The sequence below is a fragment of the Streptosporangium sp. H13245 genome, from assembly GCF_055690525.1.
In genome coordinates this window covers 1-851 of sequence record NZ_JBSZKT010000082.1, presented here as the reverse complement: position 1 = coordinate 851, position 851 = coordinate 1, and the positions used below count along the sequence as shown (strand labels likewise).

Annotated in this window: 1 protein-coding gene; it reads left to right on the top strand. The window is 66.9% G+C overall.

Annotated features, from left to right (window positions below):
* Positions 1-851, top strand: an 851-nt coding sequence (locus ACW9TB_RS39330) for a substrate-binding domain-containing protein (protein WP_472753209.1), incomplete at both ends; no start/stop codon positions are given.

Below are 851 nucleotides of genomic sequence, written 5' to 3'. Positions count from 1 at the left end.
CCGGCCGCGACCGGTGGTAACGACGCCCCTGGCGACAAGGTCGTCATCGGGTTTTCGGCGCCCGCGGCTGACCACGGGTGGATCGCCGCGATCGCGAAGAACGCCGAGGCCGCGGCCAAGGAGTACCCCGACATCGAGTTCAAGCCGGTCGAGCCGACCAACGACATCAACGCGCAGATCTCGGCGGTGGAGTCGCTGATCGCGGCGAAGGTCGCCGCGCTGGTGATCTTGCCCAACGACGGCCAGCAGCTCAACCAGATCGCCCGCCAGGCCTCTGACGCGGGGATCCCGGTGATCAACCTGGACCGGGTCTTCCCCGACAAGCTCTCCTACCGCACCTGGATCGGCGGCGACAACTACGGCATGGGGGTGGCGGCCGGTCACTACATCGGTAAGAAGCTCAAGGACAAGGGGGTGGCCTCCCCGGTGATCCTGGAGATCCAGGGCATCGCGACGCTGCCGCTGACCCAGGACCGCAGCAAGGGCTTCGAGGACGCGCTGAAGACCTACGGCTTCAGTGTGACGGCCAAGCAGGACGCGCAGTTCACCGTGGAGTCGGGCACCAAGGTGGCCGCGAACCTGATGCAGGCGCACAAGAAGATCGACGCGATCTGGAACCATGACGACGACCAGGGGATCGGGGTGCTGGCCGCGATCAAGGAGGCCGGGCGCAGCGAGTTCTTCATGGTCGGTGGCGCCGGGTCGGCGAACGCGATGCGCGACATCCAGGCCGGGTCGGGGGTGTTGGAGGCGACGGTGACCTACAGCCCCACCATGGCCTCGTCGGCGATCAAGCTGGCGCGGCTGATCGCTCAGGGTAAGGGGATGAGTGACCTGGTGGAGAACCAGGT